This is a genomic window from Sphingomonas silueang, assembly GCF_040049155.1.
Classification (GTDB): Bacteria; Pseudomonadota; Alphaproteobacteria; order Sphingomonadales; family Sphingomonadaceae; genus Sphingomonas; species Sphingomonas silueang.
Map to the genome: position 1 here is coordinate 35,715 of NZ_JBDZDK010000018.1, position 24,274 is coordinate 59,988.

The following is a 24,274-nucleotide window of genomic DNA, read 5'->3' on the forward strand; positions in this document are numbered from 1 at the left end:
CATAGGGCTAGTGAAAATCGTTCGCAACAATTATTGCGTGTCAGTCGCAACAGCTTGTCGCGCCGTGCCCCTCGCTTCGACGCGCAGCGGCTGCCATTGCCAGCGGGCGAGCGAGCGCCACGCCCACTCGAACGGACCGTAGCGGAAGCGGGCAAGCCACAGCGGCGACCACCACAGCATGCCGATGCACATCCCCGCGACCGGCAGGTAGAGTTGCGCGCGCGAGAGATGGCCGTACAGCCCGAAACCCCAGCCGTAGAACAGCGCGCACATCGCGATGCTGGTCGCCAGATAGTTGCTGAGCGCCATCCGCCCGACCGCCGCCAGCCGCCGCCCCGCCGTCCCGCCACCGCGCGTCGCCAGCACGATCAGCGCCGCCCAGCCGGGGATCATCGCGATGCGCAGCGGCCCGCCGAGCACCAGCGGTCCGCTGGCGACGGCGAGGCTGTCCAGCCCGCGCGCCGCCATCCATGCCGCGAGCAGCGCATAGCCGCCCCCGCCGACGCCGAGGCCGACGATCGCCCAGCGCCGATAGCGCGCGCGGGGCCATGCGCCCGTCAGCAGCCCGGAGCGGAGCGCCGCCATGCCGAACAGCATATAGGCCAGCGTCTCGAACCCGACGACGAAGGTGTCGGACAGGACATCGGGCATTTCGCGCAGGTGAAACGCGACGATGCCGCCATAGCCGCCCCGGAACAGCGCCAGTTGCCGGGCGATCGTCGCGGGGTCGGGAATCCCGAACGCCTCCTCGAATGCGTGCAGCTTTGCCGCCGCGCGTGCGCCGCCCTCCGCCTGCATCGCCAGCCACGACAGCGGGATCGTTCCCATCAGCAGCAATTCGACCAGGGCGAAGGTGAGGCCGAACAGCATCAGCTTGCGCACCGGGAAGTGGCGGAAACCATAGGCCAGCGATCCGATGATCGCATAATGGAGCAATATGTCGCCGAGCCACAGCAGCACGGCGTGGGCGAGTCCGAACAGCGCCAGCCACGCCATCCGCCGGTAATGGATCGCGGCGGGGTTCGCGCCCGCCGCCTCCGCCCGATCGACGATCAGCAGCAGCGACGCGCCGAACAGGAAGGAGAACAGCCCGCGCATCTTGCCGTCGAACAGCACGAACGACAGATAATAGGCGAAGCGGTCCGCCGGACCCGCCCACCCATAGGCGCGTGGGGAGAGATATGCCGCGTCGGGCATGCCGAACGACACGATGTTGAGGAACAGGATTCCCATCACCGCCACCCCGCGCACCGCATCGATCGCGGCGATACGCGGGGCGGGGGCGGGATCAGGCAAGGGCTGCGTCTGCACCCATCAAGGCCGGGAAGAAGCCCTCGTGCGCGGCACGCAGATCGGCCAGCGGCACCGCGAAATCGCCTTCGGTCAGCTCGAAGATGATCCGGCTGCCGATCGTGCGTCCGATCGGTTCGGCATCGACGCCCGCCTTCTCCGCGCCCTGGAGGAATTCGAGCAGCGCATGGTCGTGGACCGTGACGATATACACGCCCTGATCCTCGGCGAAGAGCGAGCGGGCGATATCGTCGAACGGCAGCTTGCGGTCGAGGATCGCGCCGACGTTCCCCGCCAGCGCCATTTCCGCCACCGTCACCGCGACGCCGCCGTCGCTGACGTCATGGCATGCGGTGATCTTGCCCGACAGGATCGCCTGGCGGATATAGCCGCCGGTGCGGCGCTCGCCCTCCAGATCGACCGGCGGCGGCGGGCCTTCCTCGCGACCGTGCAGTTCGCGCAGCCACAGCGATTGCCCGAGCGGCCCGGTGCGGTCGCCGACGCGCAGGATGATGTCGCCGGTCTGCTTGAACGCGATCGTGGCGGACTTTTCCCAGTTCGCCAGCAGCCCGACGCCGCCGATCGCCGGGGTCGGCAGGATCGCCGAACCGCCCCCGGTCGCCTTGGATTCATTGTAGAGCGAGACGTTGCCCGACACGATCGGGAAGTCCAATGCGCGGCACGCCTCGCTCATGCCGTCGAGACAGCCGACGATCTGGCCCATGATCTCGGGCCGCTGCGGATTGGCGAAGTTGAGGCAGTTGGTGACGGCGAGCGGCGTCGCGCCCACTGCGGTCAGGTTGCGATAGGCTTCGGCGATCGCCTGTTTTCCGCCCTCCACCGGATCGGCGAAGCAATAGCGCGGGGTGCAGTCGGTGGTCATCGCCAGCGCCTTGCCGGTACCGTGCACCCGCACCACCGCGGCGTCGCCGCCGGGGCGCTGCACCGTGTCCGCGCCGACCATGTGGTCATATTGCTCCCAGATCCACCGGCGCGAGGCGATGTCGGGCGATCCCATCAGCTTGAGCAGGTCCGCCGCCGGATCGGTGCATGCGGGGACGTCGGTCAGGTCGGCGGGCCTGGGCGTCGGCACATGCGGCCGGTCGTAGAGCGGGGCTTCGTCGGCCAGCGGGGCGAGCGGAATGTCCGCCACCACCTCGCCCTGCCACTTCAGCACCATGTGCCCGGTGTCGGTGACATGGCCGATGACCGCGAAGTCCAGTTCCCACTTGTCGAAGATCGCGCGGGCGAAGTCCTCGCGGCCGGGCTTGAGCACCATGAGCATCCGCTCCTGGCTTTCCGACAGCATCATCTCGTACGGGGTCATGCCGCGTTCGCGCTGCGGCACGTCGTCCATGACCAACTCGATGCCGACGCCGCCCTTCGACGCCATCTCGACCGAGGAGGAGGTGAGGCCCGCCGCGCCCATGTCCTGGATCGCGACGATCGCGTCCGATGCCATGAGTTCGAGACACGCCTCGATCAGCAGCTTTTCGGTGAAGGGGTCGCCGACCTGCACGGTCGGGCGCTTCTCCTCGGCATCCTCGCCGAAGTCCGCCGACGCCATGGTCGCGCCGTGGATGCCGTCGCGGCCCGTCTTGGACCCGACATAGACGATCGGATTGCCGACGCCCGACGCCGCCGAATAGAAGATCTTGTCCTGGTCCGCGATGCCGACCGTCATCGCGTTGACGAGGATGTTGCCGTCATAGGCGGGGTGGAAATTCACCTCGCCGCCGACGGTCGGCACGCCGACGCAATTGCCGTAGCCGCCGATGCCATGGACCACGCCCGCGATCAGGTGGCGCATCTTCGGATGATCGGGCCGCCCGAAGCGCAGCGCGTTCAGGTTCGCGATCGGCCGCGCGCCCATGGTGAACACGTCGCGCAGGATGCCGCCGACCCCGGTCGCCGCACCCTGATAGGGTTCGATGTACGACGGGTGGTTGTGGCTCTCCATCTTGAAGATCGCCGCCTGACCGTCGCCGATGTCGATGACGCCCGCATTCTCGCCCGGACCGCAGATGACCTGCCGCCCGGTGGTCGGCAGCTTCTTCAGGTGGATGCGGCTCGACTTGTAGCTGCAATGTTCGGACCACATGACCGAGAAGATGCCGAGTTCGGTCAGGTTCGGCTCGCGCCCCATGGCGTGGAGCACGCGGTCATATTCTTCGGGGCTCAGGCCGTGTTCGGCGACGATCTCGGGCGTGATCTGGGTCATGGGCGCTGCCTCTAGCGCGGGCGCGCGGGCGGTGCCAGCCGCTTTCGCGGGGCAGGGGCCGGGCATGCGTGTTGTGCAGCCGCGACATGGATCGTGCTGCGATGCCGTGCCGCACCGGTCGCAGCGTGGCGGCAAAGCCACGGCGGCGCGACAATCGCGCGAATCATGGCGGATTTCGGGCAATGCGATTGTTCTTCATGCGGAACCGTTTAAGCGTGGAATCGTCGGTATCCGACGCCGCTTTCCGCTGCGTCGGGCCGAAGCAAGGGAGATTGCACCATGGTTTCGAAGTTCCTGACTGCGTTTGCTGCGACTGCGCTCGTCGCCGCCCCGATCGCTGCCAACGCCCAGAATGCGTCGGCGCTGTCGGTTGCCGCCGCGCGCACCACCACCTCGGCGAAGGCGCAGAACAAGCTGGCCGGCGGCGGCCTCGTGTTCCTGCTGCTCGCGGCCGCGATCGTCGCGGGCGGCGTGTACATCGCCGTCGACGACGACAACTCGGACAGCAACTAAGCCTGTTCGCGGCGGGGGGCCGATAGCGGTCCCCCGACGTTCATTGCTTCGCGCCGCCGTCGCGGCGTTGCCACGCCTGCCACAGCATCATGCCGAGCAGCGTGCCCCCGGCCACCGCGCCGCCCACCGCCACCGCCGTCACCACCGGGGACAGCGTGTCGTCCGCCCGGTGCAGATGCGGGCGATGCTTCGCCAGCCGCTTGAGCAGCGGCGTACGCTGCGACAATGCCTCGAACATCTCGCCCGGCCCCTCGGGGTCGAGGATCTTGTTGTCGGCCAGCCATTCGGTGACCGCGCCCAGGTCCGGCACCTGATAGGGGCGCAGCGAGCGGCCTTCCCCGCGCAGTTCCTCGATCGTCGCGATCAGCGAATCGGTGCGCGTCAGCGTCGCCTGCACCACTTCGCACGTCGTTCCCAGATGCTCGGCCAGCAGCGAATCGCGGATGCCCGCGATGGTGCGGCGTTCGTCGGCATTGGCGTGGCGGGTCGCATCGACCGTCACGTCGCATTCGGTGTCGAGCCGCAGCGAGCGGTTGTTGAAGTTGGACGAGCCGACCCGGAGCAGCTGGTCGTCGATCACCGTCACCTTGGCATGGACATAGATCGCGGTGCCGCCGCTGGTGAAGGGATGGTAGATGCGCAGCCGGTCGTGCCGGTCGCGTTCCTTCAGCGCGTGGAACAGGCGGGCGCGGGCCGAATCCATCGCGATCGGCTCCAGCCAGCCCTCGGCGGTGGTGGGGTTGACGATGACGACCTCGGGGCCGCCGGGTTCGTCCAGCCGCTTCGCGATCGCCTCGGCGACCTTGCGCGAGGCGAAATACTGGCTCTCGGCATAGATGAAGCGTTCGGCGCGCGCGATCAGGTCGAGGTAGAGCGATTCGATCTCGTGCACCGGTTGCTGGTCGGCCATCTCGGGGATGGTGCGGGCGATCGCGACCTCGATATCGGTGAAGTCGGCGGGCAGCGCGGTCGGCCAGCAGGCGCCGCCGTCGTGCGGCACCGGCAGATCCTCGCCGCCCGAGATCGCCCAGCGCCTGCGGCACATGTCGCCCAGCGCCGCCGCGACCGGCCCTTCCAGCGCGGTCGTCACGTCGTGCCACGGCTGATAGGGGGTACCGTCGGGCTCGATCCGGCGGGGATCGTCGTCGCGGTGCTCGCGCGTGTCCCAGCGGTCGACGGTCATGTCGATCCCGCCGCAGAAGGCGACGTCGTCGTCGATCACCACCACCTTCTGGTGATGCGACCCGGCGACCGGGTGATGCGCGTCGAGGCGGAGATGGACCTGCGGATCGTTGATCCACTTGGCCATGCGCAGCAGGGTGCGGCCGTGGAACAGCGTCTTGAGCGCGCCGGTGTCCCAGCGCAGGATATGGACCTGCAAGCCGGGCGTGCGGCGGACCAGCCAGGAGATGAACGCGCCGACCCGTTCGGGGCCTTCGGATGCGGGGTCGGTCTTGAAGCGGATGCGGGCGTCGAAGTCCCAGCCGATCAGCAGGATCTGCTTGCGCGCCTTCAGCATCGCGTCGCGGGCGGCGGCGAAGTAATTGTCGGCGTCGACCAGCACGGTCGCGCGGGTCGCGCGCTCGATCCGCCAGCAGTTGCGGGACGGGTCGAGCGGGGGGTGGTGCTTCGCCATGCCCCCGCCATGGCAGGCATTGGTTACGGTTCCAAGCGATTGCGGTGGGTTAGTGCCGCATCCTGGCGCCAAAGTTTACAAACTTTACACCTGGACGCAGTGTTTGCGCGCATCCGGCGGCCCCGCGTGGCCGGGCGCCGGGGCGGGAGCATGACACATCGCCCCGCTGTAGGACAGCGGCGGTTCAGAGGATGTCGCGGACCCGTTCGGGCGGGCGGGCGATCACCACGCCGCGGTCGGTCACGACGATCGGGCGTTCGATCAGGATCGGGTGCGCGGCCATGGCGGCGAGGATGGTCGCGTCGTCGGCCCCGGCCAGCGGTTTCGCTTCGGTTTCGGTCGTACGCAGCGCGTCGCGGGGCCGGATGTTGGCACGCGCGAACAGCGATGTAAGCGTTTCGATGGTCGGAGGGTTACGCAGATACTCGACGATGGTGACATCCGCGCCGGCTTCCGTCAGCAGGGCGAGCGCGGCGCGCGACTTCGAGCAGCGCGGGTTGTGGTAGATGGTAGCCTTCATTTCCTTGATCCTCCCCGGCACGGGGAGGGGAACCGCGCCCATCGGGCGTGGTGGAGGGGGCTGGCCTGCTTCACCACGGTTGCGTCTGCGGCGACCCCCCTCCACCATGCTGCGGCCACGGCTCGCTTCGCGAGCCGACTTCGCGGCTGCGACTTGCCCCCGGCAAGTCGCTGATCGCCGCTACGTCCCCCTCCCCGCGGAGCGGGGAGGATCGGGACGGTCAGTCGTTGTTGGCCAGCCATTCCTCCAGCCACTTGATCGTATAGTCCCCGGTCTGGAACTGCGGATCGTCGAGCAGCGACTGGTGGAGCGGGATGGTGGTCTTCATCCCCTCGATCACGAATTCCTCCAGCGCGCGGCGCAGGCGCATCAGGCAGCGTTCGCGGGTGGTGCCGTAGACGATCAGCTTGGCGATCATGCTGTCGTAATAGGGCGGCACCCGGTATCCCGCGTACAGCCCGCTGTCGACGCGGACGTGCATGCCGCCGGGCGCGTGGAAATGCTTCACCGTGCCGGGCGAGGGGGCGAAGGTGCGCGGGTCCTCGGCATTGATGCGGCATTCGATCGCATGGCCGTGGAAGCGGATCTGGTCCTGCGTGCAGGTGAGGCCGTGCCCCTCCGCCACGCGAATCTGTTCGCGCACCAGATCGATGCCGGTGATCATCTCGGTCACGGGATGCTCGACCTGCAGCCGGGTGTTCATCTCGATGAAATAGAACTCGCCGTTTTCCCACAGGAACTCGATCGTGCCTGCCCCGCGATAGCCCATGTCCGCCATCGCCTTGGCACAGACCGCGCCCATGCGGTTGCGCTCGGCCTCCGACAGGACCGGGGAGGGGGCCTCCTCCAGCACCTTCTGGTGGCGGCGCTGGAGCGAGCAGTCACGCTCGCCCAGATGGATCGCATGGCCGTTGCCGTCACCGAACACCTGGAATTCGATGTGGCGCGGGTTGCCGAGATATTTCTCCATATAGACGGTCGCGTCGCCGAACGCCGCCTTCGCCTCCGACCCGGCCTGCTGCATCAGCGTTTCGAGCTGGTCCTCGGACGTACACACCTTCATGCCGCGCCCGCCGCCGCCCGACGCCGCCTTGATGATGACCGGATAGCCGATGTCGGCGGCGATCTTCTTCGCTTCGGCGACGTCGGTGATCGGGCCGTCGGAGCCGGGGACGAGCGGCAGGCCGAGCGCACCCGCGGTGCGCTTCGCCTCCACCTTGTCGCCCATCACCCGGATATGTTCGGGTTTGGGGCCGACGAAGATGATGTTGTGCAGCTCGACGATCTCGGCGAACTTGGCGTTCTCCGACAGGAAGCCATAGCCCGGATGGATCGCGTCCGCGCCGCTGATCTCCGCCGCCGAGATGATGTTGGGGATGTTGAGGTAGCTGTCGGTCGCCGACGGCGGGCCGATGCAGATCGCCTCGTCCGCCAGCCGCACGTGCATCGCATCGGCGTCCGCGGTCGAATGGACCGCGACCGTGCGAATCCCCATTTCGTGGCAGGCGCGGTGGATGCGCAGCGCGATCTCGCCCCGGTTGGCGATCAGCAGTTTCTTGATTTCGGGCATATGTCTGTTCCTGTACGACGCATTCACGCCAAACCGTTCGTGCTGAGTAGGGGCTGAGCGAAGGCGAAGACCCGTATCGAAGCACCTGTCCTTCGATACGCCATTTCGACTTCGCTCAATGGCTACTCAGGACGAACGGAGCGCGTCGGAAAGGCGTGGATTATTCCACCACGACCAGCGGCTGGTCGAACTCGACCGGCTGGCCGTTCGATACCAGTATCTGGGTGACGGTGCCCGCGGCGGGCGCGACGATCGGGTTCATGACCTTCATCGCCTCGATGATGACCAAGGTGTCGCCCGCCGCGACCTTCTGCCCGACCGCGACGAACGGCTTGGCCTCCGGATTGGCGGCCAGATAGACGGTACCGACCATCGGCGACGTGACCGGCGGCACGCTGCTGGCCGGGGCCACCGCGCCTGCCTCGATCGTGGTCGGCGCGGCGGGGGCGGCGAGCTGCGGCGTGGCGGCGGCGGGCATATAGGCGGGGGCGGGGGCATAGCCCTGCGCGGCGACCGGTGCGGGCTTGCGCACCACGCGCACCTTGCGCGCGCCGTCCTCCACCTCGACCTCGGTCAGGTCGGTTTCGTCGAGCACCTGCGCCAGCGCGCGGACCAGATCGATGTCGACGCGCATCGCGTGGCTGGTGAACGGCGTCCCTTCGCCCTGATTGTCGTCTGCCATGCCTACCCCTTTAAAGTCGGATTCTCGGAAAAAACCGCGCCTGTGTCAGATGCGGGCGGCCGCTTCAAGCGCGACCAGATAGGAGAGCGCGCCGAACCCGGCGACGGTGCCGCGCGCGGCGCGCCCGATGAAACTGATGTGGCGGAAGTCCTCGCGCCGGTGCGGGTTCGACAGATGCACCTCGATCACCGGGGTCGTCACCGCCTTGATCGCGTCATGGATCGCCACCGACGTATGGGTATAGCCGCCCGCGTTGAGCAGCACCGCCTTCGCGCCCTCCGCCTGCGCCTCGTGCAGCCAGTCGACCAGATGGCCTTCGTGGTTCGACTGGCGCATGTCGATCACCATGTCCAGTTCGCGGGCGCGATCCTCCAGCATGCCCGCGATATCGTCGAGCGTGTCCGACCCGTAGATCTCCGGCTCGCGCAGGCCCAGCAGGTTCAGGTTCGGGCCGTTCAGGACATAGACGGTGGCAGGCAAGCGGACAGGCTTTCGGTTGCGGGTGCGTGGGACGCTTCCCTATATGCACCGCACCATACCCGGAGCGGGCGGCCCAAGTCGAGACACTGGCGCGGCCCGGCAGGAGACGACATGCATAGCGACGGCACCATCACCATCACGGTCAACGGCGAGCACAAGCGCGTGCGCGGCGGGATCACGCTCAGCGAACTGGCCGCGCAGATCGGACTGGTGCCGGAAAAGGTGGCGGTCGAGCGCAATCTGGAGGTCGTGCCGCGATCGACGCTGGCAAGCGTGGTGGTGGAGGACGGCGACGAGCTGGAGATCGTCCACTTCGTCGGCGGCGGCGACCATCCGGTCGCGGGGGGCGGCGGCGACCATCCGGTCGCGGGGGGCGGCGGCGACCATGACGATACGTGGAGCGTGGCGGGGCGCACGTTCCGTTCGCGGCTGATCGTCGGCACCGGCAAGTACAAGGATTTCGAGCAGAACGCCGCCGCCGTGGCGGCTTCGGGCGCGGAGATCGTGACCGTGGCGGTGCGGCGGGTGAACGTGTCGGACCCCAAGGCGCCGATGCTGACCGACTATATCGACCCGAAGAAGATCACCTACCTGCCCAATACCGCGGGTTGCTTCGATGCGGAGAGCGCGATCCGCACGCTGCGCCTTGCGCGCGAGGCGGGCGGCTGGGACCTGGTGAAGCTGGAGGTGCTGGGCGAGGCGCGGACGCTCTACCCCGACATGGTCGAGACGCTGCGCGCGACCGAGGTGCTGGCCAACGAGGGCTTCAAGCCGATGGTGTATTGCGTCGACGATCCGATCGCCGCGAAACGGCTGGAGGATGCGGGGGCGGTGGCGATCATGCCGCTGGGCGCGCCGATCGGCTCCGGCCTCGGCATCCAGAACCTCGTCACGATCCGGCTGATCGTCGAGGGGGCGAAGGTGCCGGTGCTGGTCGATGCGGGCGTCGGGCAGGCGTCCGACGCGGCGGTGGCGATGGAGCTGGGCTGCGACGGGGTGCTGATGAACACCGCCATCGCCGAGGCGAAGGACCCGGTGCTGATGGCCGCCGCGATGAAGGCGGCGGTCGAGGCGGGGCGCATGGGCTATCGGGCGGGACGGATGCAGCGGCGGCGCTATGCCGATCCGTCGAGCCCGCTGGCGGGCCTGATATGAATCAAGTTTAATGGAACCGGCGGCGGTGGCTGCGGATTGTGTCTTCGCAATCCAGCGAGGGCAAACCTCGCCAAACCGCAGGAGCATATCATGGGTGAATTCACCGACAAGCTCGCCGCCGCCGGCAACAAGATCGCGGGCAACGTCAAGGAAGCCGTGGGCAACGCCACCGACAACGAGCGGCTGGTCGCGGAAGGCGAGGCGCAGCAGGCCAAGGGCACCGGCCAGGACGTGAAGGGCAGCGTCAAGGGCGCGCTGGGCGACAAGATCTGACGGGTTCGTGCCGCGTATCGCCGCTGTAGGGCGAATGGCATGACGAAGGGCCGCTCCGGTGACGGGGCGGCTCTTTTCGTTTTTCCCTGGTGGGTGTGTTCGCACGACGAATAGGGGAATCGTTTGCCGAAAGATCGACGCACATTCGGTAGAGGCGGGGATGAAATTGCTCCCTTCCCTGGCAGGGAGGGGAGAGGACGAACCCATTAATGAATGTTGTTTCGACTGCCGCGCCATGCGCCTGAAGGGGGCTGCACAGCATCATGCCGGTCCGGCAAGGCGCAGTTCGCGCCGGTCCAAATGGTCGGGGAGAGAGGATTCGAACCTCCGGCCCCTGCCTCCCGAAGGCAGTGCTCTACCAGGCTGAGCTACTCCCCGACGGAGTATCGGCGGGCCGCGAAGGGGCCATGCCGTTGCTTGGAGGCGCGCCTATAGCGGGGCGTTTGCGGCGCTGCAAGCGGCTTTTGTGCGTTGCCGGCATCTGACCCGGGAAAGCGGGATCCGGGCGGGCCGGTGCCGCTTCCACGCAAGTGGAACAGACGCCGGTTTGGCTTTGGCCGGGAAACTGCTACGGGACCGCTCGACCCTCTCCTTACCGAATGTGTGACCGTGGCCACTCCGCTCGACAAACTGCGTAATTTCTCGATCATCGCCCATATCGACCATGGCAAGTCGACGCTCGCCGACCGGCTGATCCAGCGCACCGGCGGCCTCGCCGAGCGCGAGATGTCGGCGCAGGTGCTCGACAATATGGAGATCGAGAAGGAGCGCGGCATCACTATCAAGGCGCAGACCGTGCGGCTGGAATGGAAGGGCCATGTCCTGAACCTGATGGACACGCCGGGGCATGTCGACTTCGCCTATGAGGTGTCGCGGTCGCTGGCGGCGTGCGAGGGCGCGCTGCTGGTGGTCGATGCGGCGCAGGGCGTCGAGGCGCAGACGCTGGCCAATGTCTACCAGTCGATCGAGCATGACCATGAGATCATCCCGGTCATCAACAAGATCGACCTGCCCGCCGCCGAGCCGGAGAAGGTGAAGGCCGAGATCGAGGATCTGATCGGGCTCGACACGTCGAACGCGGTGCTGGCGTCGGCCAAGGCGGGAATCGGCATCGACGACATCCTTGATGCGATCGTGGAGCAGATCCCGCCGCCCAAGGGCGACGCCAATGCGCCGCTCAAGGCGATGCTGGTCGACAGCTGGTACGACCCGTATCTGGGCGTCGTCATCCTGATCCGGGTGATCGACGGATCGATCCGCAAGGGCCAGCAGATCAAGTTCATGAACGCCGACACGACGCATCTGGTCGACCGCGTCGGCGCGTTCCGCCCGAAGATCGAGCAGCTCCCCGACCTCGGCCCCGGCGAGATCGGCTTCATCACCGCGCAGATCAAGGAAGTGGCGCAGACGATGGTCGGCGACACGATCACCGATGCGAGGCGCCCGACCGCAGAGCCGCTGCCCGGCTTCAAGGAAGTGCAGTCGGTGGTGTTCTGCGGCCTGTTCCCGGTCGATGCCGCCGAGTTCGACAAGCTGCGCGAATCGATCAGCAAGCTCAGGCTCAACGACGCCAGCTTCACCTTCGAGATGGAAAGCTCGGCGGCGCTGGGGTTCGGTTTCCGCTGCGGGTTCCTCGGCCTCCTGCATCTGGAGATCATCCAGGAGCGACTGACCCGCGAATACGACCTCGACCTCATCACGACCGCGCCGTCGGTGGTGTATCAGATCGAGTTGACCCATCCCGATCCGGCGGGGGTGACGCAGATCGACCTGCACAATCCCGCCGATATGCCCGACGTCAACAAGATCAAGACGATCAGCGAGCCGTGGATCAAGGCGACGATCTATGTCCCCGACGAATATCTCGGCGGCATATTGAAGCTGTGCCAGGACCGGCGCGGCATCCAGCTGAACCTGACGTACGTCAGCGGGCGGGCGCAGGCGACCTATGAACTGCCGCTCAACGAGGTGGTGTTCGACTTCTACGACCGGCTGAAGTCGCTGTCGAAGGGCTATGCCAGCTTCGATTACGAGCAGATCGGGTATCGCGAGGGCGACCTCGTCAAGATGAGCATCCTCGTCAACGAGGAGCCGGTCGATGCGCTGAGCATGATCGTCCACCGCGGCACCGCCGAGGTGCGCGGGCGCGGCATGGTGGAGCGGTTGAAGGAACTGATCCCGCGCCACCTGTTCAAGATCCCGATCCAGGCGGCGATCGGCGGCAAGGTGATCGCGCGCGAGACGATCAGCGCGATGCGCAAGGACGTGACCGCCAAATGCTATGGCGGCGACGCCAGCCGCAAGCGCAAGCTGCTCGACAAGCAGAAGAAGGGCAAGGCGAAGATGCGCGAATACGGTTCGGTCAGCATCCCGCAGGAGGCGTTCATCGCCGCGCTGCGCATGGGCGACGACAGCTGAGGCCGGGCGGACGCGCCGCGGGCGGAGGCGCGTTGCCGGGGTGACGCAGCCGGAACCGGCGGTCGGGCCCGACCCAAGGAAAACGGCTCCGGTGCGGGGGATGCACCGGAGCCGTTTCTGCGTGAAGGGTTAAAAATCAGGCGACGGCGTGCATCACCAGGCTGACGGCCAGTGCGACCCCGGCCCAACCCATCGCAGTCATGCCCGCGATGGTGGCAAGGGCGGTGCGACCCGAATATTTTGCGTGCATCCTCTGCTCCATCTGTCGTTGTCCCGGGCATAATGTTCGATTTGCGCAACGATTGCAAACCGGAGTTTCAAATCTCTGTGATCGATTTGGTGCATGACCGGGGTTTGCACCCTTAGATGTTGCGATGCGACGCGGCGGCGGCGATCCGCTGCGATTGAATTTGCGCCGCGATCAGCCGTGTACCGGGTGCGTCCATGTGTTTCATGCTGCGATGCGGCAGGGGAACCATCTTTGGTATTACTGCCGTCGATCTACCATTCGGCGGGCCGCTCCGGGGCGTGATCCGGCGCCCGCCCCGATTCGCCGGGGCGGGAAAGGAACAAACCCGATCTTCAAACGTCGCCCCGGACAGCGAAATCCGCGTTCAAACGGATAGGATGGGAGAGCGAGATGGCTGACGACGGCACCGGCGGTTCGCCGATGGAACAGACGGCCGACGCGATGCGCGCGGCGGGCGAGCGGATGCGGACGGCGGGCAGCGCGATGGCGGACCAGGGATCGCAGCTCGGCCTGCGCATCCTGAGCCAGGCGGAGGCCAATACGCAGGAGGCGTTCCGCGCCATGCGGGCGGCGGCGCAGGCCAACGACCTGAACGAGGTGATGCGCATCCAGTCGGAATATCTTCGCGAGCAGGGCGCGCGATCGATGGCGCAGGCCCGCGAGGTCGGCGAGCTGATCGCCGAGTTCGGCCGCAACGCGCTGGGCACGATGCGCGGCGGGAGCTGACGCCGCACGTTCCGGCAGCGAAACCGCAAGCCGTGCGTTGTCGCCACCGGTCGCCGCCGCCTATGGTGCGGCGGCATATCCGGTCGGGGGGCAAGATGGTTCGGTTTCTGGGGTGGCTGGCGCTGGTGACGGCGTGGTTCGGTTCGCCGGTACAGGCGCAGCCGCGCCCGCCGGTGGTGCTGGCCGCCGCCAGCCTTCAGGAATCGATGAACGCCGCCGCCGATGCCTGGGCGCGTGCCGGGCATCCCCGCCCCGTGCTGTCGTTCGCCGCCAGTTCGGCGCTGGCGCGGCAGGCGGCGGCGGGGGCACCGGCGGACCTGTTCGTGTCCGCCGACCTCGAATGGATGGACGACCTCGACAAGCGCGGACTGCTGGCGCCGGGCACGCGCGCGACGCTGCTCGGCAACCGGCTGGTGCTGGTGGCACCCGCCGGGCGGGCGGTGCGCGTGGCGCTGCGACCCGGCGGCGACCTGCTGCGCGCGCTGGGCCGTGACGGGCGGCTGGCGATGGCGGACCCGGATGCGGTGCCCGCCGGACGCTATGGCAAGGCGGCGCTGGAGCGGTTGCGGATGTGGGCGGCGGTCGCGCCGCGCGTGGTGCGGGCCGAGAATGTCCGCGCGGCGCTGGCGCTGGTCGAGCGCGGCGCGGCCCCGCTGGGCGTGGTCTATGCCACCGACGCGCGCGCATCGGCCAAGGTGCAGGTGGCGGGCGTGTTCCCGGCGGCCAGCCACCCGCCGATCGTCTATCCGATCGCCCGGCTGAAGGCGTCGCGCAATCCGGAGGGCGAGGGGTTCCGCCGCTTCCTGACCAGCCGGGCGGGCAAGACGATCTTCCTGCGCTACGGCTTTACCCCGCGCTGATGCCCGATGCCGCCGAATGGGGGATCGTCGTACTGTCGCTGAAGATCGGCGGCGTGGCGATGCTCGCGACGCTGCCGGTCGCCTATGCGATCGCATGGGTGCTGGCGCGCGGGCGGTTTCCGGGACGGGTGGTGCTGGATGCGATCGTCCACCTGCCGCTGGTGTTGCCGCCGGTCGTGACCGGCTGGCTGCTGCTGCTGGCGTTCGCGCCCGCCGGGCCGGTCGGGCGGGTGCTGGACGACTGGTTCGGGGTAAGCGTGCTGTTCCGCTGGAGCGGGGCGGCGATCGCGGCGGGGGTGATGGCGCTGCCGCTGATGGTGCGCGCGATCCGGCTGTCGATCGAGGGGGTCGATACGCGGCTGGAGAGCGTGGCCAGGACGCTCGGCGCATCGCGGGCGCGGGTGTTCTGGAGCATCACCGCGCCGCTCAGCCTGCCGGGCGTGCTGGCGGGGATGGTGCTGGGCTTCGCGCGGGCGCTGGGCGAGTTCGGGGCGACGATCACCTTCGTCTCCAACGTGCCGGGCGAGACGGCGACGCTGCCGCTCGCCATCTACAGCGCGTTGCAGGTGCCGGGCGGCGAGGGCAGCGTGGTGCGGCTGGCGGCATGTTCGGTCGCGCTGTCGCTGGTCGCGCTGATCGCGTCCGAATGGCTGGTCCGGCGCGGCGGGCGGCGCATCCATGTCCTTTGACATCGACGTATCGGTGCGGCTGGGCGAGGCGGTGGTCGGCGCGGTGGTGCCCGACGACGGGTGCCCGAGCGGGCTGACCGTACTGTTCGGCCCGTCGGGGGTCGGCAAGTCGAGCGTGCTGAACATGGTTGCCGGGCTGCTGCGCCCCGCGGCGGGCCATGTGCGGGTCGGCGGAGTCACGCTCTTCGATGCGGCGAGGGGGATCGATGTGCCCGTGGCCGATCGGCGTTCGGGCTATGTGTTCCAGGAGCCGCGGCTGTTTCCGCACCGGCGGGTGGCGGCGAACCTGCGCTACGGCATGGGGCGCGGCGACGCACCGATCGGCTATGACGACATGGTGGCGCTGCTGGGGCTGGGCCGGTTGCTCGACCGCTGGCCCGCGACGCTTTCGGGCGGGGAGGCGAAGCGGGTGGCGATCGGGCGGGCGCTGCTGTCGGGCGCACGCTTCCTGCTGATGGACGAGCCGCTGTCCTCGCTCGACCGTGCGCGGCGCGAGGAGGTGATGGCGACGATCGAGCGGCTGCGCGACGCGCTGGCGCTGCCGATCCTGTATGTGACGCACGACATGGGTGAGGCGGAGCGGCTGGCGACGCGCATCGTCCGAATGTGACCATGGTTCGGCCATGATCGACGGTCATTCCGATGCCGTATCGATCGGGAGTGTGCAGCATGCGATGGACGGCGTTGGCGATGGTGGCGGCATGGGCAGCGCCCGCGACGGCGCAGGAGCAGGAGCAGGAGCAGGCGCAGGCGCCCGACGAGATCGTGGTGACGGCGCAGGGCAAGCCGATGCGGGTCGATGCGAAGATACTCCGCGTCGCCGCGCGCCGCTTTGCCGGGGACCGTCCGGCCTATGCGCCTGCGGGCGTGCTGCGCTTCGAGTTGTGGCGCGGGGGGCAGCGGTTGCGCGGGGATGCGGTGCCGCTGACGCTGACCGACGGGACGCGCACGCTGCCGATCGCGATCGGGGCGGACGGGCGCATCGCCTTTCCGGCGATTCCGGAGGGCAGATGGTATTTGCAGGGTCCGGCGTCGGCGCGGCCGATCACGCTGCGGCCGATCGTGCTGTCGCAGGGGACGAGCGAGGCCGACCGGCGGCTGGGCGACCTGCGCGCGCAGTGCCGGGTGATGGTGGCGATGGGCAAGGCGCAGGCGTCGCTGCTGGCGTTCCCGCTGATCGGGATGTTCGATCTCGCCGGGGGCTGCGCCAGCCGACGGTTCGGCTTCTATTACCGGGCCGAGCAGCCGCTGGCATCGGCGATGGTCGGCACGCGGGCGCTGAAGCTGTCGGCGAAGGCGACCAGCTATGAAGCGCCGCTGTCGGATCGCAGCCTGACCAACGAGGCGCGCATCCGGCTCAGCTATCGCTGATGGAAAGGGGCACGCGGACGCTCTGCGCGCCGCGGGTGAAATAGGCGGCATCAATCGCGAGGGCGCGCAACTGCCAGCCGTCGATCGAATCGCCGGGGGCGAGGGTGCGGGTGCCGCCCGCTCCCCGCACCAGCGCCACCGCGTCGCGGTTCAGCCGTCCGACGATGCCGAGCAGCTGCGGCGCATCGGCGGGCAGGTCGGCGGCGGCGGGCGCGGCGAACAGCGGCCGGGCGAAGGCGGCGCGCAGCGGGGCGGGCGCGGCGGGCGGTGCGAGTGGCCGATCCGGTGCGGGCGGTGTCGCGAGGGGGCGTGCCGGGGCGAGCAGCCACGACGGCAGCGCCACCGCGATCCCCAGCGCCGCGAGCGGGGGCAGCACGCGGCGGTTCATCCGCGCCACGGCGCGACCGCCTGCGCATCCAGCCGTACGCCGCCGGGCGTGGGGGTGAGCCGCCATGCCCGGAACCGGACCGGTCGGGCGCCGCGCTCGAGCGCGTCGGCGAAGGCGATGAGCGCCTTTTCGGGGCCGGAGGCGGTGAGCGTCAGCGCGGCGAGGCCGGGCGGCACCGCGCCGTCGCCCGCGATCGATTCGATCAGCACGCCGCCCTGCACCGCCTGCGCGCGGATCTGCGCGGCGAGTCGGCGGCGGGCGTCGGCGGCGTCATCGGCGGGGAAGGCGGCGGCGGGCAGCGTGACCGGCCCGGCAGGCGCGGCGGCGAGATCGGCGGCGGCGGCTGCACGCGCGGCGCGGGCGTCGCCCAGCCGATCGACCGCCGCCAGTGCGGGCCACAGCAGCGCCAATGCGGCGATCCCGCCCGCGACCGGCCATGCGCGGTTCAACGCGGTTCCTCCAGCGTCACCCGCATCCCGCCGTCGCCGGGGGTCTGTGCAGCGGTGCGCAGGTGCCCGAGCGCGCCTTCGCGGCGCAGCGCGGCGGCGAGTCGCTCGGGATCGGGGGTGGCGACCTCGAGCCTGAGCGCGCCGTCCGCCGGACGTTCGACGCGCAGCAGGCCGGCTTCGGGCGGCAGCGCACGGGCGATCGTCTCCACCGTGGTGCCGAGCGTCGGCTGGTCCCATGTCGCCGCCAGCATCGCGCGGGCGCGGGCGTCCGCCATGCGCGCGGCGATGCGCGGCGCGGCGCGGGCGGCGAGGGCGGCGGTCTCGCGCCGGACCTCGCCGGTCCACAGCGTCGCGAGCAGCCAGGTGGCGAGCGGCCCGGCGACGAGCAGCAGCGCGGTGGCGATCGCGGCCCGGTCCGCCGGGCGGCGGGGGGCGCCATTTGGTGCCGGATCGGGTGCGGGGCGCGGGCGCGCCGCCCCGACCGCGCGATCGAACAGGCTGGGGCCGATGGCTGCGGAGTCGTTGGCGGGGCGGGGATCGGCGGCCATCGCCTGCGGCCCTACGTGCCGACGCGCGGCTGGACAAGCGTGTCACGAAACCGTCGCCGTTTCGCCATCGCCGCGTCGCCGAAGCGCAACCGCCGTGTCGCAGAGTTCGGTCAACGCAGGGGGCGGGGAAGGAAGCCGGAACATACCGGCATATCCTGATCATGCGGGGAATATCATGCAGTACACCGATCCGGCCCTCGGCTATTCCGACGGCGACATCGAAACCAATCCCAGCGGAGGCCTGAGCCTGCACGATCTGGTCGAGCAGCGCTATTCGCGGCGGCAGGCGCTGCGCGGCGGTGCGTCGACGGCGGCGGTCGCGGTGTTCGGCGGCGCGCTGCTGGCGGCATGCGACGACAAGACGCAGGGGATCGACAACATCCCGCCGGTGGTCGCCGGGCGTTCGAGCGGCGCGACCAGCGCCGGGCGCGTCGTGACGCTGACCGGTACCGTGACCGACGACAATGCGATCACGTCGCAGGCCTTCACCCAGGTGTCCGGCCCGACGGTCGCGTTGTCGGGGGCCAATACCGGCACCGCGACCTTCATCGCCCCCGCGGTCGCCGCGACGACCAACCTCGTGTTCCGCTATGCGGCGACCGATGCCAAGGGCGCGGTCAGCACCACCGACATCACCGTCGCCGTATCGCCCGCGACGCTGGGCTTCAACGCGGTGGCCAAGAGCCTCGCCGACACGCTGGTCGTGCCGTCGGGCTATACCGCGACCGTGCTCTATCGCCTCGGCGATCCGCTCAACAGCGCGACGCCTGCCTATGCCAACAACGGCACCGACACCGGCTTTTCGGCGCGCGCGGGCGATCATCATGACGGCATGAGCTATTTCGGCCTCGCCGCCAGCGGCACCGCGCAGGATTCGACCAACTCGACGCGCGGCGTGCTGGTGATGAACCACGAGAATATCTCGGAGCAATATCTCCACCCGAACGGCGTGACGCTGACGAACGGCGTCCGCCCGACCGCCGAGGTGGTCAAGGAGATGGAGTGCCACGGCGTGTCGGTGGTCGAAGTCACCCGCGCGTCGACCGGCGCGTGGAGCTATGTCCAGTCCTCGCCGCTCAACCGCCGCATCACGCCGTTCACCCCGACCAGCTTCAGCGGCCCGGTGCGGGGCAGCGCGCTGCTGTTCACCGCCTATTCGCCCGACGGCACGGCGGGGCGCGGCACGATCAACAACTGCGCCAACGGCCATATGCCGTGGGAAACCTACATGACCTGCGAGGAGAATTGGGCAGGCTATTTCCGGCGCGAGGCGGGCGACAATGCCCGGCGGAGCGCGGCGCTGGGCGCGAAGGCGGTGCAGGCGTTCGCCCGCTACGGGCTGAACACGGCGAGCGGCGATACCCTGCGCGGCGGCAACTACGGCTGGACCACCGCCGCCGAGCAGGTCGCCGGGCAGACGCTGATCCGCAAGTTCAACGCGACCGTCGATGCGTCGCAGCCGTCGAACGGCACCGGCGACTTCCGCAACGAACCGAACCAATATGGCTGGTGCGTCGAGATCGATCCCTATGATCCGACCTCGACGCCGCGCAAGCGCACCGCGCTCGGCCGGATGAACCATGAAGGCGTGTGGCCGGGCCGGGTGTTCGCCGGGGTGAAGCCCGCCTTCTACATGGGCGACGATGCGCAGAACGAATATATCTACAAGTTCGTGTCGGCCACCCCCTGGGCGGCGGCGGATGCGGGTGCGAGCGACCGGCTGGGCATCGGCGACAAGTATCTCGACAACGGCACGCTGTATGTCGCGAAGTTCAACGCCGACGGTTCGGGCGAATGGATCGCGCTGGTGTACGGCCAGAACGGGCTGAACGCATCGAACAGCCTCTATCCCTTCGCCGATCAGGCCGATGTGCTGACCCATTGCCGTCTGGCGGGCGATGCGGTGGGCGCGACGAAGATGGACCGTCCGGAATGGACCGCGGTCAATCCGGCGACCGGCGAGATGTACTGCACGCTGACCAACAACTCGTCGCGTTCGCCTGCGCAGGTGGATGCCGCCAACCCGCGCTCGTACATCGATCCGCGCGTCAACGGCACGCGCTCGACCGGCAACGCCAACGGCCATATCGTCCGCCTGCGCGAGGCCCGCGATACCACCGAGGCGACGACCTTCACCTGGGACGTGTACGCCTTTGGCGCCGGTTCCGACCTCGATCCGACCAACATCAACCTGTCGGGCCTCGATGCGACCAACGACTTCTCCAGCCCCGACGGGCTGTGGTTCGGTCGCCCGTCGAACGCGAGCGGTCAGGTGACGCCGGTGCTGTGGATCCAGACCGACGACGGGGCGTATACCGACGTCACCAACTGCATGATGCTGGCGGCGATGCCGGGCAGCGTCGGCGACGGCGGCACGCGCACCGTCACCAACACCGGCGTGTCGGCGACCAGCACCGCGACGACCCGCGTCGGCAAGGCGCCGGGCACGACGCTCCGCCGCTTCCTCGTCGGGCCGGTCCAGTGCGAGATCACCGGCGTCGATTCGACCCCGGACGGCCGCTCGCTGTTCGTCAACATCCAGCATCCGGGCGAGGGCGGCAACGCGGCCAACATCACCAGCACCTGGCCCGCGGGCACGGCGGGCAGCCGTCCGCGTTCGGCGACCGTGGTCATCACCAAGGACGACGGCGGCGTGGTGGCGCTGTAGGCGGCACGGGGCGGCGGCCGGTTGGTCGTCGCCCCTTGCGCTCCGTCGAGCAGCTTGATCGATACGTCAGCCGTTCGTGTCGAGCGCAGTCGATATACCGATTGGGGCCGATCGACGTTCAGCGGTCGCGCGGAGGAAACTCCCCTCCCTTTCAGGGAGGGAAGATGCCGGACCAGTTCTGGATATCGCCCCCCTTAGTAAATCCCGTCGATCTCCAGCGTCAGCCGGGGCGCGGGCGGGTTGAGCAGCAGGCTGCGCCGGTCGCCCTGCAGCACCTCGTCCTGGCGCAGCCGGTCGTAGCGGGCGCGCGCCGCCGCCGATGCGTCCGCGCCGTCGCGCAGGATGGTGGGCTTGAGGAACACGAACAGCGTGCGCTTCTGCCGCCGCTCGCTGCGCCCCTTGAACAGTTCGCCGACGATCGGGATGCTGCCCAGTACCGGCACCTGGCTGCGCACCCGGTTGTAATCGTCGCTGGTGAGCCCACCCAGCACGATCGTCTGGCCGTTGTCGGCCAGCACCGTGGTCGTGGTCGAGCGTTTCTGGGTGATGAGGTCGGCGGCGGTGCTCAGCTGCGTGGCGGACAGCGCCGATGCCTCCTGGCTCACCTCCAGCCGGATCGTGTCGCCCGCGTTGATGCGCGGGATGACGCGCAGGGTGATGCCGACGTCCTTGCGCTCGATGGTGGTATAGGGGTTGGCGGTGCCGTTGCCGGTCAGGATCGATCCGGTCACGAACGGCACCTCCTGCGCCACCACCAGTTCGCCGAGCTTGTTGTCGAGCGTGGTGATCTGCGGCGTGGACAGCAGGTTCGCCTTGGTCGAGGTGCTGAGCGCCTGCACGAGGATCGAGAAGTCGTTGCCGATCGTCAGGTTGCCGGTCAGTCCGCCGCTGAGCAACGCCGCGGCGGGAACGCCGAGCACGTTCAGTATCTGGCCGAGCGACGCGCCCGCCGTGCCGAACGAGGTGCCGACGCCGCTGACCTGGTTGAGCGCGGCGCCCGCCGTGCCGATCTGCACGGCGAGCTGTTCGGCATCGTCGCCCGCGATCTCGACGATCGCCGCCTCGATCAGCACCTGCGGGCGGCGCACGTCGAGGTCGGGGATCAGCCGTTCGATCTGGGCGATGGCGGTGGGGGTGCCGCGCACGACGACGGCGTTGATGTCGGGCGCGGGCTGGACGGTGATGTCGGGGGTGGTGAAGCCCTGCGGCGTCTGGGTCGGCTGGTTCTGGCCGATCGGCGCGGTGCCACCGGTGAGACCCGTCGCGCCGCCTGCCTGCGCGGCGAGGCCCGCCGCGCCCGCCCCGCCGTTGGCGATCAGGCCGGACAGCGCCGCCCCGGCGTTGGTGCGCTGCGAGCTGGTCTGGAGGCTGCGCGCGACCGGGTTGGACGCCGACTGCTGTTGCCCCAGGATGCCGCGCAGCACGTCGGTCACGCTCTCCGCATCGGCATAGTTCAGGCGGAACACGCGGGTCGAGAGTTGCGCGGCACCGCCGCGGGCGTCGAGCGACTGGGCGATGCGCCGCGCCTCCGCCACCGCGGCGGGCGTGCCGCGTACGAGGATGGTGTTGCTGCGCGCATCGCCCGCCACGCGCGCGCCGCCGTCGCCCAGCACGCCCTGCATCGCGGCGGCGATATCGGCGGCGTTGCCGTTCTGGAGGGTGATCGTGGTGAAGGTCGAACCGCCGCCCCCGTCCAGCGAGCGGGCCAGCGCCTCGATCCGGCGGACGTTGTCGGCATAGTCGGTGACGACGATGGCGTTGGGCTGGGTCAGCGGCTCGACGCTGCCGAAGCTGGCGACGAGCGGGCGCACGATCCGCGCGGCGTCCGCCGAGGGGACGTTGGACAGGCGCACCATCCGCGTCGTCAGTTCCTGCCCGCCGACGCCGCGCGTGCGCACCCCGCCGTCGCGCACCGCATTCGCCTGCGGAATGATCCGCCATGCCGAACCCGAACGGACGGCGGCGAAGCCGTTGGCGCGCAGCACCGACTGGAACAGCTCCCAGACTCCGGCGGGGGTCAGCGGTTCGGCGGACGTCACCGTCACCTGCCCCTTGACCGTGGGGTCGAGGATCAGCGTGCGCCCGGTGATGCGGCTGATCTGGTCGGCGACGTCGGCGATCTCCACGCCGCGCATGTTGACCACGATGTCGGCAGCCTGCGGAGTCTGCGCGGACAGCGGCGACAGGCTGGTCGCGGCGAGGGCGAGGAACGCGATACGGAGCGGGTGGCGCACGGGATATAGGCCCTAACGAATGGGAACGGTGACGGTGATCGGCTTGCCGTCGCGAAGGATCGTGACCTGCGCCTGGCCGGAGGCGCCGGCGCCGGCGATGGCGGCGTTGACCGCCGACGGGTCGGTCATGGCCGCGCCGTTGACCGACTGGATGACGTCGCCGCTGCGCATGCCCGGCGGGGCGTTGGCCCCGATGGCATAGCCGCCCGCGACCGGCGTGGCGTTGAGGCGCGAGAGTACGGCCTGCGCGCTGGGGGGCGAGGGGGCGGTCGGCGGGGCGAGCGTCGGCTGGCCCGATGCGGGGGGCGCGGTGCCGGGGGCGGGGGTCGCGGTGCCGAACGGATCGGGGAAGGCGAGGAATTCGAGCCGCCCGCCGTTGTTCAGGATGATGCGGTCGCGGCGGATCTCGGTGATCGCGGCACCCGCCACCGCATCGCCGACCTTGAGCGGCTTGGCCGGTTCGCTGCCGAGCGATACGAACGCGACCGAGAGTTCGGCGGGGCGGGCGAACACCACGCCCTTCAGCACCGCCTGGATCGCGGTGGGCGCGGTGGCGTCGGCGGCGGTCGGGCTGCCGAACGGGTTCCACGCGACGGCGGGGCCGCTGTCGACGGCGACGGCGGCGGCGCGCTGGGCAGACGGGATGGTGATCGCGCCGCTGTCGGCATGGCCCGCGATCCGCCAGACGAGTCCGGCGAGCGCGAAGGCGACCGAGACGATCGCGACGCCCGCGAGCACGTCGAGCATCCGGTTGGTGTCGCGCAGGCGGAGGCGTTCGATCACGATCATGCGCCGTCCCCGCGCAGGAAGCCGTCGAGCCGAGCGAGCGGCGCGGACTCCCCCATGGCGGCGACGGTGATCGTCACCCGGTCCAGTTCGGGATCGGTGGTGGGCACGCGGTTCACGCGCACGCTCCAGCGGCGTCCCAGCATGTCGACCTGTTCCCCATTCGCCTCGGGCGTCCCCACTTCCAGATCGGCCAAGCGGTTCTCGGCCACCCACATCGCGACCGCGCGCCGCTCGACGCCGCGGGTCGAATCGATATGCTGCTCGACCGCGCCGATCAGCCCTACCGTGGCGATCGCCAGTACCGCCAGCGCGACCATCGCCTCGATCAAAGAAAAGCCGCCTTCTCGATCCTCCCCGTTCACGGAGTATCGGGTCGGCCATGCCCCGCATGGCCGAGGATCGTCCGGGGGACGATCCGACCCGATACTGGGGACCGTTCGCGCAAGCGAATGGTGGAGGGGGTGCGCCCCGGACGCAACGGTAGCGTGCGCGGACACCCCCCTCCACCATGCTACGCATGGTCCCCCTCCCCGCGGAGCGGGGA

23 protein-coding genes and 1 tRNA gene are annotated in these 24,274 nt (G+C 69.3%); 10 read left to right on the top strand and 14 right to left on the bottom strand.

Annotation, left to right across the window (positions count from 1 at the left end; genetic code table 11):
- Positions 1-30 precede the first annotated feature (30 nt).
- Both ABLE43_RS15605 and purL read right to left on the bottom strand, forming a co-directional pair.
- On the bottom strand, positions 31-1,296 hold the full coding sequence (locus tag ABLE43_RS15605; protein ID WP_348979303.1) for a DUF418 domain-containing protein: 1,266 nt from the start codon (positions 1,294-1,296) through the stop codon (positions 31-33).
- Positions 1,289-3,511: a phosphoribosylformylglycinamidine synthase subunit PurL gene (gene purL / locus ABLE43_RS15610; protein WP_348979304.1), complete on the bottom strand. Its 2,223-nt coding sequence runs from the start codon at positions 3,509-3,511 to the stop codon at positions 1,289-1,291. The genes ABLE43_RS15605 and purL overlap by 8 nt, the downstream gene beginning before the upstream one ends.
- A 279-nt stretch (positions 3,512-3,790) precedes the next feature.
- Between purL and ABLE43_RS15615 the strand changes: the two genes are divergently transcribed.
- Entirely contained in the window at positions 3,791-4,024 is a 234-nt protein-coding gene (locus ABLE43_RS15615; protein WP_348979305.1) for a hypothetical protein, read from the top strand.
- Positions 4,025-4,064: 40 nt separating this feature from the next.
- Here ABLE43_RS15615 and ABLE43_RS15620 read toward each other — a convergent pair whose 3' ends face one another.
- From ABLE43_RS15620 to aroQ, 5 genes are all read right to left on the bottom strand, one after another.
- Entirely contained in the window at positions 4,065-5,660 is a 1,596-nt protein-coding gene (locus tag ABLE43_RS15620; protein ID WP_348979306.1) for a phospholipase D-like domain-containing protein, read from the bottom strand.
- Positions 5,661-5,844: 184 nt separating this feature from the next.
- Positions 5,845-6,180: an arsenate reductase (glutaredoxin) gene (gene arsC / locus ABLE43_RS15625; protein ID WP_348979348.1), complete on the bottom strand. Its 336-nt coding sequence runs from the start codon at positions 6,178-6,180 to the stop codon at positions 5,845-5,847.
- A gap of 220 nt (positions 6,181-6,400) precedes the next feature.
- A complete protein-coding gene (gene accC, locus ABLE43_RS15630) occupies positions 6,401-7,750 on the bottom strand; it encodes an acetyl-CoA carboxylase biotin carboxylase subunit (protein ID WP_348979307.1) in 1,350 nt (449 codons plus the stop codon).
- A 160-nt stretch (positions 7,751-7,910) separates the two neighbouring features.
- Positions 7,911-8,432, bottom strand: a complete 522-nt coding sequence (gene accB, locus ABLE43_RS15635) for an acetyl-CoA carboxylase biotin carboxyl carrier protein (protein ID WP_348979308.1) — start codon at positions 8,430-8,432, stop codon at positions 7,911-7,913.
- 45 nt (positions 8,433-8,477) lie between these two features.
- A complete protein-coding gene (gene aroQ / locus ABLE43_RS15640) occupies positions 8,478-8,912 on the bottom strand; it encodes a type II 3-dehydroquinate dehydratase (protein WP_348979309.1) in 435 nt (144 codons plus the stop codon).
- Positions 8,913-9,023: 111 nt separating this feature from the next.
- Between aroQ and thiS the strand changes: the two genes are divergently transcribed.
- Together thiS and ABLE43_RS15650 are read left to right on the top strand one after the other, a co-directional pair.
- The gene (thiS, locus tag ABLE43_RS15645) at positions 9,024-10,067 is read left to right on the top strand and encodes a sulfur carrier protein ThiS (protein ID WP_348979310.1); all 1,044 of its coding nucleotides are present in this window, start codon (positions 9,024-9,026) and stop codon (positions 10,065-10,067) included.
- Positions 10,068-10,157: 90 nt separating this feature from the next.
- Positions 10,158-10,340 carry a CsbD family protein gene (locus tag ABLE43_RS15650; RefSeq protein ID WP_348979311.1) on the top strand — a complete coding sequence of 61 codons (183 nt, stop codon included), beginning with the start codon at positions 10,158-10,160 and terminating at the stop codon, positions 10,338-10,340.
- Between the two features lie 301 nt (positions 10,341-10,641).
- Here the strand turns inward: ABLE43_RS15650 and ABLE43_RS15655 are convergent.
- Positions 10,642-10,718, bottom strand: a tRNA-Pro gene (locus ABLE43_RS15655).
- Between the two features lie 231 nt (positions 10,719-10,949).
- Here ABLE43_RS15655 and lepA point away from each other — a divergent pair.
- The 6 genes from lepA to ABLE43_RS15685 all read left to right on the top strand — a co-directional run bounded on the left by lepA (position 10,950) and on the right by ABLE43_RS15685 (position 16,654).
- The gene (gene lepA / locus ABLE43_RS15660) at positions 10,950-12,758 is read left to right on the top strand and encodes a translation elongation factor 4 (protein ID WP_348979349.1); all 1,809 of its coding nucleotides are present in this window, start codon (positions 10,950-10,952) and stop codon (positions 12,756-12,758) included.
- Positions 12,759-13,398: 640 nt separating this feature from the next.
- Positions 13,399-13,734, top strand: coding sequence for a phasin family protein (locus ABLE43_RS15665; protein ID WP_348979312.1), 336 nt, complete (start codon positions 13,399-13,401; stop codon positions 13,732-13,734).
- A gap of 95 nt (positions 13,735-13,829) precedes the next feature.
- A complete protein-coding gene (gene modA, locus ABLE43_RS15670; RefSeq protein WP_348979313.1) occupies positions 13,830-14,594 on the top strand; it encodes a molybdate ABC transporter substrate-binding protein in 765 nt (254 codons plus the stop codon).
- Positions 14,594-15,283, top strand: a complete 690-nt coding sequence (modB, locus tag ABLE43_RS15675; protein ID WP_348979314.1) for a molybdate ABC transporter permease subunit — start codon at positions 14,594-14,596, stop codon at positions 15,281-15,283. Before modA ends, modB begins: the two co-directional genes overlap by 1 nt.
- Positions 15,273-15,893, top strand: a complete 621-nt coding sequence (locus tag ABLE43_RS15680) for an ATP-binding cassette domain-containing protein (RefSeq protein ID WP_348979315.1) — start codon at positions 15,273-15,275, stop codon at positions 15,891-15,893. Before modB ends, ABLE43_RS15680 begins: the two co-directional genes overlap by 11 nt.
- Positions 15,894-15,952: 59 nt before the next feature.
- Positions 15,953-16,654 (top strand): hypothetical protein, encoded by a 702-nt coding sequence (locus tag ABLE43_RS15685; protein ID WP_348979316.1) that lies wholly within the window; start codon positions 15,953-15,955, stop codon positions 16,652-16,654.
- On the opposite strand, the gene ABLE43_RS15690 is transcribed toward ABLE43_RS15685, so the two are convergent.
- From ABLE43_RS15690 to ABLE43_RS15700, 3 genes are read right to left on the bottom strand one after another with little or no spacing between them, the layout of a single operon-like run.
- On the bottom strand, positions 16,641-17,042 hold the full coding sequence (locus tag ABLE43_RS15690; RefSeq protein ID WP_348979350.1) for a hypothetical protein: 402 nt from the start codon (positions 17,040-17,042) through the stop codon (positions 16,641-16,643). The genes ABLE43_RS15685 and ABLE43_RS15690 overlap by 14 nt on opposite strands.
- Complete coding sequence (locus tag ABLE43_RS15695) at positions 17,039-17,491, bottom strand: hypothetical protein (RefSeq protein ID WP_348979317.1); 453 nt, start codon at positions 17,489-17,491, stop codon at positions 17,039-17,041. Before ABLE43_RS15695 ends, ABLE43_RS15690 begins: the two co-directional genes overlap by 4 nt.
- Positions 17,488-18,039, bottom strand: coding sequence for a hypothetical protein (locus ABLE43_RS15700; RefSeq protein WP_348979318.1), 552 nt, complete (start codon positions 18,037-18,039; stop codon positions 17,488-17,490). Before ABLE43_RS15700 ends, ABLE43_RS15695 begins: the two co-directional genes overlap by 4 nt.
- A gap of 175 nt (positions 18,040-18,214) precedes the next feature.
- Here ABLE43_RS15700 and ABLE43_RS15705 point away from each other — a divergent pair, with 175 nt between their 5' ends.
- The gene (locus ABLE43_RS15705; protein WP_348979319.1) at positions 18,215-20,707 is read left to right on the top strand and encodes a PhoX family protein; all 2,493 of its coding nucleotides are present in this window, start codon (positions 18,215-18,217) and stop codon (positions 20,705-20,707) included.
- A 194-nt stretch (positions 20,708-20,901) separates the two neighbouring features.
- Here the strand turns inward: ABLE43_RS15705 and gspD are convergent, their stop codons facing one another.
- The 3 genes from gspD to gspI are packed head-to-tail and all read right to left on the bottom strand — an operon-like array spanning position 20,902 to position 24,092.
- Positions 20,902-22,941, bottom strand: coding sequence for a type II secretion system secretin GspD (gspD, locus tag ABLE43_RS15710; protein WP_348979320.1), 2,040 nt, complete (start codon positions 22,939-22,941; stop codon positions 20,902-20,904).
- Between the two features lie 12 nt (positions 22,942-22,953).
- Positions 22,954-23,730, bottom strand: a complete 777-nt coding sequence (locus ABLE43_RS15715; RefSeq protein ID WP_348979321.1) for a type II secretion system protein N — start codon at positions 23,728-23,730, stop codon at positions 22,954-22,956.
- Positions 23,727-24,092, bottom strand: coding sequence for a type II secretion system minor pseudopilin GspI (gene gspI / locus ABLE43_RS15720; protein ID WP_348979322.1), 366 nt, complete (start codon positions 24,090-24,092; stop codon positions 23,727-23,729). Before gspI ends, ABLE43_RS15715 begins: the two co-directional genes overlap by 4 nt.
- Positions 24,093-24,274 lie beyond the last annotated feature (182 nt).

Bases quoted from the DNA above. Each gene is read 5' to 3' on its own strand.
- ABLE43_RS15620 (WP_348979306.1), bottom strand. From the start codon at position 5,660: ATGGCGAAGCACCACCCCCCGCTCGACCCGTCCCGCAACTGCTGGCGG.
- ABLE43_RS15715 (WP_348979321.1), bottom strand. From the start codon at position 23,730: ATGATCGTGATCGAACGCCTCCGCCTGCGCGACACCAACCGGATGCTC.
- accC (WP_348979307.1), bottom strand. From the start codon at position 7,750: ATGCCCGAAATCAAGAAACTGCTGATCGCCAACCGGGGCGAGATCGCG.
- modB (WP_348979314.1), top strand. From the start codon at position 14,594: ATGCCCGATGCCGCCGAATGGGGGATCGTCGTACTGTCGCTGAAGATC.
- ABLE43_RS15680 (WP_348979315.1), top strand. From the start codon at position 15,273: ATGTCCTTTGACATCGACGTATCGGTGCGGCTGGGCGAGGCGGTGGTC.
- ABLE43_RS15700 (WP_348979318.1), bottom strand. From the start codon at position 18,039: ATGGCCGCCGATCCCCGCCCCGCCAACGACTCCGCAGCCATCGGCCCC.
- ABLE43_RS15705 (WP_348979319.1), top strand. From the start codon at position 18,215: ATGCAGTACACCGATCCGGCCCTCGGCTATTCCGACGGCGACATCGAA.
- ABLE43_RS15665 (WP_348979312.1), top strand. From the start codon at position 13,399: ATGGCTGACGACGGCACCGGCGGTTCGCCGATGGAACAGACGGCCGAC.
- ABLE43_RS15690 (WP_348979350.1), bottom strand. From the start codon at position 17,042: ATGAACCGCCGCGTGCTGCCCCCGCTCGCGGCGCTGGGGATCGCGGTG.
- modA (WP_348979313.1), top strand. From the start codon at position 13,830: ATGGTTCGGTTTCTGGGGTGGCTGGCGCTGGTGACGGCGTGGTTCGGT.
- accB (WP_348979308.1), bottom strand. From the start codon at position 8,432: ATGGCAGACGACAATCAGGGCGAAGGGACGCCGTTCACCAGCCACGCG.
- ABLE43_RS15685 (WP_348979316.1), top strand. From the start codon at position 15,953: ATGCGATGGACGGCGTTGGCGATGGTGGCGGCATGGGCAGCGCCCGCG.
- purL (WP_348979304.1), bottom strand. From the start codon at position 3,511: ATGACCCAGATCACGCCCGAGATCGTCGCCGAACACGGCCTGAGCCCC.
- ABLE43_RS15650 (WP_348979311.1), top strand. From the start codon at position 10,158: ATGGGTGAATTCACCGACAAGCTCGCCGCCGCCGGCAACAAGATCGCG.
- thiS (WP_348979310.1), top strand. From the start codon at position 9,024: ATGCATAGCGACGGCACCATCACCATCACGGTCAACGGCGAGCACAAG.
- ABLE43_RS15615 (WP_348979305.1), top strand. From the start codon at position 3,791: ATGGTTTCGAAGTTCCTGACTGCGTTTGCTGCGACTGCGCTCGTCGCC.
- arsC (WP_348979348.1), bottom strand. From the start codon at position 6,180: ATGAAGGCTACCATCTACCACAACCCGCGCTGCTCGAAGTCGCGCGCC.